This window comes from Streptomyces achromogenes subsp. achromogenes, from assembly GCF_000720835.1.
Lineage (GTDB): Bacteria > Actinomycetota > Actinomycetes > Streptomycetales > Streptomycetaceae > Streptomyces > Streptomyces achromogenes.
Genome location: NZ_JODT01000010.1, coordinates 149,781 through 159,003, shown reverse-complemented (window position 1 = coordinate 159,003; position 9,223 = coordinate 149,781). Strand labels below are relative to the sequence as shown.

At 74.1% G+C, this 9,223-nt stretch carries 6 protein-coding genes; 3 read left to right on the top strand and 3 right to left on the bottom strand.

What is annotated here, in order from left to right; all coding sequences use genetic code 11:
* Positions 1–335: 335 nt before the first annotated feature.
* On the bottom strand, positions 336–1,709 hold the full coding sequence (locus tag IH25_RS0112375; RefSeq protein WP_030607522.1) for a serine hydrolase domain-containing protein: 1,374 nt from the start codon (positions 1,707–1,709) through the stop codon (positions 336–338).
* A 101-nt stretch (positions 1,710–1,810) separates the two neighbouring features.
* Positions 1,811–3,019 (bottom strand): cytochrome P450, encoded by a 1,209-nt coding sequence (locus IH25_RS0112370; protein WP_030607519.1) that lies wholly within the window; start codon positions 3,017–3,019, stop codon positions 1,811–1,813.
* A 1,181-nt stretch (positions 3,020–4,200) separates the two neighbouring features.
* Between IH25_RS0112370 and IH25_RS0112365 the strand changes: the two genes are divergently transcribed.
* Positions 4,201–6,360: a SpoIIE family protein phosphatase gene (locus IH25_RS0112365; protein WP_209445309.1), complete on the top strand. Its 2,160-nt coding sequence runs from the start codon at positions 4,201–4,203 to the stop codon at positions 6,358–6,360.
* Positions 6,361–6,474: 114 nt separating this feature from the next.
* Here IH25_RS0112365 and IH25_RS0112360 read toward each other — a convergent pair whose 3' ends face one another.
* A complete protein-coding gene (locus IH25_RS0112360) occupies positions 6,475–7,821 on the bottom strand; it encodes a S1 family peptidase (protein ID WP_030607512.1) in 1,347 nt (448 codons plus the stop codon).
* A gap of 196 nt (positions 7,822–8,017) precedes the next feature.
* Between IH25_RS0112360 and IH25_RS0112355 the strand changes: the two genes are divergently transcribed.
* Together IH25_RS0112355 and IH25_RS0112350 are read left to right on the top strand one after the other, a co-directional pair.
* The gene (locus IH25_RS0112355; RefSeq protein ID WP_030607511.1) at positions 8,018–8,431 is read left to right on the top strand and encodes a PaaI family thioesterase; all 414 of its coding nucleotides are present in this window, start codon (positions 8,018–8,020) and stop codon (positions 8,429–8,431) included.
* A gap of 497 nt (positions 8,432–8,928) precedes the next feature.
* A complete protein-coding gene (locus tag IH25_RS0112350; RefSeq protein WP_030607508.1) occupies positions 8,929–9,147 on the top strand; it encodes a hypothetical protein in 219 nt (72 codons plus the stop codon).
* The last annotated feature ends 76 nt before the right edge of the window (positions 9,148–9,223 follow it).

Genomic DNA, 9,223 nt, shown 5'->3' with positions numbered 1-9,223 from the left:
GTGACCGGTGCCGGCGCGGACCGGCCGTGGAGCCCGGCCGGTCACGGAGCCGCCGGGCGCGGACAGACCAAGACCACGCCAGGTAACCGGAGTTCGGGCTCACGTCAGTCACCGGCCCCAGCCGCCCGTGCCCGCGCAACGGCCAAGCCGCCGAAACCGAAGCGAGACCCGCATCCGAATCCGGAACCGGCACGGCACTCGCACCGGAACCGGAACCGGATCAGGACTCGGAACCGCGACCGGCGCGGCGTCGGCCCCGGAGTCGGAGCCGGAGCCGGCCCCGAACCGGCAGGGCCCCGATACCGGCACCGGTGCTAATGCCGGCGGCGCCCGCCTCAGCCGTCGTCGGTCCGGCGCGCGGTGCGTCCGGAGATCTGTACCCGGTCGACCCGCCCGGTGGCCGGATCGCGGTGGAATCGTCCGCCGGGTTCGAGCCGCCCGGTGGCCGGATCGCGCAGATCGCAGGACAGGTCGGCGTAGCAGACCAGCGGGAGGGGCAGGTCCCCGTCCACGGAGAGGGCCGGCGCGCCGTCGGGGCCGGGCGCGACGCGGTAGGTCGTGGTGCCGTTGCGGTACGTGCCCGCGCAGCCGGGCAGGTCGACCGGCCGCCCCCGGTCCACGGTGCGCGGGCCGGCCGGCACCGGGATGCCGGTGAGCCGGGTCACCTCCGCGGCGAGGTCGCGCCACAGCGCGGTCGCGGACGCGGAGTTGCCGGTGAAGGCGACCACGACCCCGCTCTCCGGGTCCACCCGCAGATGGCAGGACGTGCCCTGGGCGTTGCCGTCGTGGCCGCACCAGATCCGGTCGTCCCGCCGGTACAGGGCGAGTCCGGGGCCCCAGCCGTCGGCCAGCGTGCCGGGGCGGGCGGCGCTCTCGGGCCGGCGCATCTCCTTGGCGACGGCGGGCGGCAGCAGGTCCGAGCGGCCGGTGAGCGCGTTGCCGAACGCGACCAGGTCCAGGGCGCTCGCGAGCAGCGCACCGGCCGGGGCCTCCAGCGGTGCCAGGTTCTGCCGGGCCGGACGGGCCTGCCCGGTCGCGGTGTTGACGGCGTGTCCGGCGGCCACGGGCCGGGTGGGCGCGGCGTCGCCGGTGAACGCGGGCCGGATGCCGAGGGGTTCGAGGAGCAGCGCCCGGACCGCCTCGGGCCACGGCATGCCGGTGACCGTCTCCACCAGCCGTCCGGCGGCGACGTAGCCGGCGTTGGAGTAGGAGAAGTCGGTGCCGGGCGGGAACAGCAGGTCGCGGTCGGTGCAGACGGCCGCGAGATAGCGGGCGGCGGTGGTCGCGGCGGCGGTGTCAGAATCGGGCCCGGTGGGTAACCCACCGGTGTGGGCGAGAAGGTGACGTATCGTCACCTCGGGTATCCGGGCCAGTTCGGGGAGCTGGCCGGCGACGGGTTCGTCCAGGTCGAGGTCGCCGTCGTCGGCCAGGAGCAGGACGAGCGCGGCGGTGAAGGGCTTGGTGAGCGAGCCCAGCGGGACGGCGGTGTCCGCGGTGAAGGGGCTGCCGGTCGTGACGTCGGCCGTGCCGGTATGTACGGCGATCACGTCCGTGCCGGTGTCCAGGGCCAGTTGGGCTCCGGGCACCCGGTGGGCCCGGGCGAGGGCGTCGAGACGGTCCTGCAACTCCCGGTGCGGTTCCCGCGACTCCCGGGGCGAGGGGGACGGTGTCCGGGAGGCGGCCGGAGCGGCGGGGATGGTGTACGGCATGAGAAGGGGACTCCGTTGGATGGGTCTGTGGTGCGGGCGTGCCGGTCCGGCCCGTGACGAGCGGTGCGGGGGCCGGCCGGAGGGCGCTGCACGCGCCGGGACTAGGGTCTGCCGACCTCGACGGGCAGCTGTCGTACACCGACGATGACGGCCGGGTTCTGGTAGGCGATGTCCTCGTAGGAGGGGATCGCCAGCATGCGGAATCGTTCATGCAACATACGCAGGGCGATCCGCGCCTCCAGCCGGGCCAGGGGTGCGCCGAAACAGAAGTGGATGCCGTGCCCGAAGGTGAGATGGGGATTCGGGCTCCGGGTCACGTCGAAGACGTCGGGCGCGGCGAACCGGGCGGGGTCCCGGTTGGCGGCGCCCAGATGGGCCATCAGCAGGCCGTCCGCCGGGATCTCGTGGCCGCCGAGGACCACGGGCCGGGTGACCCGGCGGCCCAGCTCGGGGAAGGGCGGCAGCCAGCGCAGCACCTCCTCGACCGCGGCCGGGACGCGCGCGGGGTCGGCGCGCAGCGCGGCGTCCGTGCCGGGGTGGCGGTCGAAGGCGACGACGGCGTTGCCGAGCAGCGCGGTGGTGGTGATGTGCCCGGCGACCAGCAGCAGCGCCACGAAGCCGACCATCTCCTCGTCCCGCAGCCGCACGCCGTCCACCTCGGCGGCGATGAGCCTGCTGGTGAGGTCGTCACCGGGATCGGCGCGGCGGGCGCGGATGTACTCCAGCATGTAGCCGTTCATCTCGCGCACCGTGGGGGCGATGGCCTCCAGCGCCCGCTCCAGGTCGGCCATGTCGGGCGCCTCGCCGAGCTGGTCGCCGCCGAACAGCACGCCCGCCCACTCCTGGAAGAGCCGGTGCTCCCCGGCCGGGATGCCGAGCAGTTCGGCGATGACGATGATCGGCAGCGGGTAGGCCAGCGCGTCGACCAGGTCGAACCGGTCGCGGTCGGCCACGGCGTCCAGCAGCCGGGCGCAGACCGCCTCGATACGGGGTTCGAGCCCCTGGACGACCCGGGGGGTGAACGCCTGGCTCACCAGGGCACGGAGCCGGCGGTGTGCCGGCGGGTCCATGCCGACGAAGTTGCCCTGCCGGAAGGTCTCGAAGTCGGGCTGGGTGGGGGTGAGGGCGGACAGGTCCGAGGAGTACGTCGCCGGGTCGGCGAGCACGGCGGCGACCGACTCGTGGTCCAGCACCTGCCAGACGCCCTGTGTCTCGTCGTACCGCACCGGACCGGCCTCGCGTAAGCCCCGCCAGCGGTCGGGTAACTCCTCCAACAGGAGGCGCTCGCCCGTCGATTGCTTGCTGATCACCTTGTCTCCTCGCTAGCGGGTGGCGCGTGCGGGCACGCGGGAGTCGCACACCGAATCCGTCGGAACCCCGGCCGTCCGGGACGCGAGCGGTTCCGGACACGGCTGTGCCGACGCTTTCCGGACATCCGGCCGGGGGCAGCGTGTGGCCCGCGCGGCCTTCGTGGTGCGCGCCGGGACGGTCAGTCGCCGTCCGTCCGACGCCGGGGTGGGCCCTTGGCCCTCAACACGTGCGATACAGGACGCGGCGACCGCGCGGCCGGCCACGGCCCCGCGGCGAGCCCGGTGTGGCGCGCCAACCCGACATAACCCATCCCCTCGGCGATACCTCCCGCGCAGCGATCACGCGGGACCCTCCCGGCTCCTGTACGACAGCGGGGCCCCCAGCCCCGGCCGTTCGAAACGAGGTGTGAGATGACGCGTTCTCGGCGCCCGCTCTCCCGTGTGGAGCGGACGCCACCCCGTGATGGGCGTGGTGCACACCCCGGGACACCTTCGTTTCGAGGGAACTCGGCCACAGTCTTCACGGTGTGTCACGCGCAAGCAACCCCCTGAAGTTGAACGGAGAGTACTGTGCAGATGCTTTTGCGTCATCGTCGGGCGACTTCCCCGGCCACCCGGCGCCCGCGGAGGTGGCGGCCTGATCGTCGGCCCCGCGTGTGCCCCGGCGCCTCATCGGCAAACCGGGCGCGGGAAAAAAGATGCCGGAGGGGCCCCTGTGAACCCGCTGTCCGTTCCCCGGCCGCCCGGACCGGTGCGTTACCGGCCGGTACGACGGGTTGGCCGAACCTCGCCTGATCTGTGGTGACGATCCGGCCACCGGACGCGCTGGACCCGCTCCCGGACGACGACGCGACACGCCGTGGGCGGCTTGGCCCCCTCACCGGCACGCCCGGCCCGTCCCGCGCCTCGTCACACCGGCGCCGGACCGCTGCGGGATCCGGAATCCGCCGCTTCTCTCGCACGCTTGCGGTTTCGGTCATCCTGGCGCGACAAGGGGGCGCACAGAAGCCATTCCCACACCCCACGCGCACCGCGCGCTCACCCATGCGCCCTATCCGCCCGATACACCAACCGCGCGCCCCCCGGCAGAGCCGACGGCAGGACGTCGAGACCGCTCGCCGTGCGCCGGGCGCCGCCCCGAGGGAGTCTTGTGCCCTGGACACGGCACGCGGCCGGAGGAGGTGGTCGGCGTGTCCGACGGGCCGGGGCCGGAGCCGGCGCCGGCGGCCGACGGGGAGACGGCCGCCCAGCCGCTGCTGTCGCTCGCCCTGGTGTCGATGATGCACGAGGTCCACGCGCACTCCGGCGCGGTGTATCTGCTCCGCACCGACGAACCGGTCCTGCAGATGGCGGTGCACGCGGGCATGCCCCGGGCGTTCGCGGCGCCGTGGGAGCGGCTGGGGCTGAGCGCCCCGCTCCCGGTGGCGGACGCGGTCCGCGAACGGCGCCTGGTGTGGGTGGGCGGCGAGGACGAGATGGCCCGCTGCTACCCGCGCATCGCGGTGGTGCTGCCGTATCCGTTCGCGCTGGCCGCGCTGCCCGTGGCGACGGAGCGGCGGGTGTACGGGGCGGTGTTCGTGACCTGGCCCGGCGGGCACGCGCCGGAGCTGACCGACGCCGAACGCGACCATCTGTGGGCGGCCTGCGAGCGGCTGGCGCTGCGGCTGGAACGGTCGGCGTCACGGCCCCGCCCGTCCGGCCCGGAGGAGGACGCGCTGGCGTCCTCGGTGGCCGGGGCGGCGACGGTGGCGGAGACGCTGGGCTCGGTCGAGGCGGCCCGGCTGGTGTCCCGGCTGCCGTACGGCCTGATGTCACTGGATCTGCACGGCCGGATCGGCTTCGTGAACCCGGCCGCCGCCGAACTGCTCGGCCGGCCTGCCCGGGAGCTGCTGGGCACACCGCTGTGGGCGTCGGTGCCCTGGCTGAACGACCCGATGTACGAGGACCGCTACCGGGCGGCGCTGATCAGCCAGCAGAAGGCGTCGTTCGTGGCGCTGCGCCCGCCCGGGGACTGGCTGTGGTTCCGGCTGTACCCGAGCACGACCGGGCTGAGCGTGCGCGTCAGCCGGGCCCGCTCGGTGACGGACACGCCGCACGGGGTCCGGCAGGCCGGCCCGGGCCCGTCCCGGCTGATGGCGATCTCCCAGGTGCTGAGCCTGGCGGGCGCGCTGACCGAGGCGGTGGGGGTGCGGGACGTGGTGCAGCTGGTCTGGGACGAGGTGGCCCCCGCCGTCGGCAGCCAGGCGATGGCGATACTCGGCTCGGAGGGCGGGCGGCTGCGGGTGCTCGGGCACCGCGGCTACCGGGACCCGCACATCGTGGAGCGGTTCGAGGGGCTGCCGCTGGCCGAGCGGACCCCGGGCACGCAGGTGCTCGGCACGGGCGTACCGGCGTTCTTCGACTCCCGGGCGCATCTGGAGCGGCTGTATCCGAGCCGGCACGAGACCCCGGACGGCTTCGCGGCCTGGGCGTATCTGCCGCTGATCGCGTCCGGCCGGCCGGTGGGCACCTGTGTGCTGGCGTACGCCGAGCCGCATGTGTTCCCCGCCGACGAGCGGGCGGTGCTGACCTCGCTCGGCGGGCTGATCGCGCAGGCCCTGGAGCGGGCCCGGCTCTACGACGCGAAACACAGCCTGGCGCACGGCCTCCAGCAGGCGCTGCTGCCGCACTCGCTGGCGCGGCTGCCCGGCATCGAGGCGGCGGCCCGCTATCTGCCGGCCACCCACGGCATGGAGATCGGCGGCGACTTCTACGACCTGGTACCGGCCCGGCCGCTGGCGGCCGCGGTGATCGGGGACGTCCAGGGGCACAACGTGACCGCGGCCGGTCTGATGGGGCAGATCCGCACCGGTGTGCGGGCGTACACCACCGTGGGGCAGGCGCCGCACGAGGTGATCAGCAGCACCAACCGGCTGCTGATCGATCTCGGCGCCGAGCTGTTCGCCAGCTGTCTGTATCTGCGGCTGGACCCGGCGCACGGGCGGGCCGTGATGGCGCGGGCGGGCCATCCGCCGCCGCTGCTGCGCCGGCCGGACGGGAAGGTGCGGGTGCTGGACCTGGCCGGGGGCCCGCTGCTCGGCATCGACGCCTCGGCCGTGTATCCCACGACCGAGGTGTCCCTGGCCCCCGGCTCGGTCCTCGTGCTCTACACCGACGGGCTGGTGGAATCCCGCGATGTCGACATCGAGGACGCGCTGGCGGACCTCGGCGGACTGCTCGCGGACGTCGGCGACCAGCCGCTGGAGAGCCTGGCGGACGAGGTGATCCGGCACAGCGTGGCGGCACGGGAACGGACGGACGACGTGGCGGTCCTGCTGCTCCGGGCCCGCGACGACGGCTGACCGGACCCGGCCCCGGCGGTCCGGGTCCGGCCCTCCCGCCGGAGGGCCGGACCGCTCCCCGCCGGCTGGAACCGAGGGGGGCCGGCCGGGGAGTCTCAAGGGGTGCCGGTCCGCTCAGCGCGTACCGGTGAGGGCCGACGAGCCGTCGTCCACCGCGCCGGCCTCGTCACCGGAACCAGAACCGGAACCGGAACCGGAACCAGAACCGGAATCAGAACCGGAATCAGGACCGGAACCGGGCTGATCGCCCGCCCCCGCCTGGTCGTCCTCCCCTCCGCCCGCGCCGCCCGCTCCGCCGCCGAGGGTCGCCCCGGTGGCCCGGAGGGCGGTGGTGACCGGCTGGAAGAAGGTCTCGCCGCCGCCGGTGCAGTCGCCGCTGCCACCGGAGGTGAGGCCGAGGGCACCGCCGTCCTGGGTGAACAGGGGACCGCCGCTGTCGCCGGGCTCGGCGCACACGTCCGTCTGGATCAGACCGGTGACGGTGTCCACCCCGCCGGGGTCGGTCTCGCTCTGGAAGTTGACGGTGGCGTCCAGCCCGGTCACCCGGCCGTCGTGCAGCCCGGTGGTGGAGCCCATCCGGAACACGGCCTGGCCGACGGTGGCCTCGGCGGCCCCGTTGATGGGCACGGTCCGGCCGTCGCCGGCGTCGACCTCGCTGGGCGCCGGGGTGCCCGGGTCGTCGTACTTGACGAGGGAGAAGTCGCCCTCGCCGGGGAAGGTCGCCCGGTCGACGGTGGCTATCGGCTCGCCGGTCTGCGTGTCGGACCACTTCTCGGCGGCGACGCCGCAGTGACCGGCCGTCAGGAAGGCGGGGCTGCCGTCGGCGGCGGTGACGTTGAAGCCGAGGGAGCAGCGCACGCTGCCGCCCTGGGCCTGGGAGAAGATGGCGTCGCCGCCCGAGGCGAACGTCTTGAAGGTGCCGGCGGACTTCTTCAGGGTCGCCATGCCGGGACCGAGCCCGCGCACGGCCGACCGGAGCCTGTCCCACGCGGCGCCCGTCACCGTGGAGTCGGCGGTGACGAGGATCTTGTCGGTGCGCGGGTCGACGGCCCAGGAGGTGCCCGGGATGGCCGCCCGGGTCCTCAGCGTCCGGGTGGCGGCCCTGAGTTCGGCGGCGCTGTTGGCCACCCGCCGGACGACCGCGCCGGCCTTCTTCGCCTGGACGATGACGTTGTCGTCGCCGCTGACCACGTTGACGACGAGCTGCTGCCGGCCGCTGTCGTAGTAGGAGCCGGCGAAGGCGCCGCCGAGGAGCTTGCGCAACCGGGCGTCGAGGCCCGGCGCGTCCGTGGCCCGCAGGGTCCTCGCGGTGCCGGCGCCGGCGCCGCCCGGCGTCCGGCCGTCCTGTCCCGCGTCCTGCGAGGCGCTCGCGTGGGGCAGCAGGAACGCCGCCGCACCGAGGGCCGCGACACCGCCCACCGCCATCGCGGCCTTGCGCCGGGGCATTCGCTTGTGACTCAACCTTCTCGACCTCCTGGGAGGGGGAGCCCGCCGCTCGCGGGCCGTGCGGACCGGGATGGGTATCGCGGCGCCTGGATGGCCGTAGGTACGCACCGGTGGCGCGGTGTGTTCAATTCCGGTTCCGTACGGGCGCGGTGGGGAGGGGAACCGGCCATGCTGCGCGTGTCGCGGCGCGCGGGCGGGAACAATCGCCCCCATGACGCTGACCACCGCCGAGGCCGACGAGATCCCCTCCACCCGTTTCGCCCCGTGGGTCCGCGAACTCGGGCCGGCCGTCGAGGCGGTGGGCGAGCGCCGGGCCGTGCTGCGGCTGCCCTGGTCGGACCGGCTGGCCCGGGAGGGCGGCGGGCTGTCGGGGCAGGCCCTGACGGCCGGGGCCGACACGGCGACCGTCATCGCGGTCTCGGCCGCCCGGGGCAGGTTCGTGCCGATGACGACCGTGCGGCAGTCGACGTCGTTCCAGCGGGCGGTGACCGGCGCGGACGTCCTGATCGAGGCGGCCCTGACCAAGCTCGGCCGCCGGATGGCCTTCGCGGACGTGACCCTGACCGACGCCGCCTCGGGCGCCCTCGCGGCCCACGCGACCACGGTCTGCGCCCTTCTGGGCTGACGGCCCCGGCCCTCGGCCACCCACCGACAGACCGCGGCCAACTACCCTCAGCTACCGATCGGTAACGATCAGCTGTCAACATGAACCGGAATTCCCCCTTCAGGGAATCTGCACATCGATTACCCAGGCACCTCACCGGCCCCCGGGGTTCTGCACAACCGCGCACCCCGCGGCACGCCTTTGGCGAGAAGTGCCGGATTCGCGCTCCGGCCCGCAAGACACCCGCCGCGACGATGCCGTGTGGCATGTGAAGGAGTCGCCGACATGACGTGCGCACGCCTGCACGGATGAACCCCCGTCAGGCGGCAAGTTCCCAGGTGAGAGCCCTGGTTGATTGGAAGCGCGCCCCGCGTGCGTGCTTTGATCCATCGCACCGCAGAGGTCCGGCGGGCCCCCCTGAACCGGGTGCCCGGCGCCCGCGGTCGCGGCCGTCCGTCTGTCCCCAGAGGGGGCCGCTCCCCCCTTGTGAAGTCATCCATACGAAGGGAAGTTCCATCATGAACTCCACCCCGCAGGTCGAGACCGTCGAGATCTCGGACGCCGAGCTGGACAACGTCTCCGGCGGTCTGTCCGTGAACACCCTCAACAGCACCCTGGGCACCGTGAACGAGATCGCCCCCGGCGTGACCGGTCTGGTCAACACGGTCGTCGGCACCGTCGAGGGTGTCACCGGCCTGAACACCGCCCCGATCAACGGCCTGGTCGCCGGCCTCTGATCGCACCCCGGTGCCACCGAAGTCCCGGAGCCGTCCCTCGGCTCCGGGACTCTCGGACGTTGTGCACCGGACACGT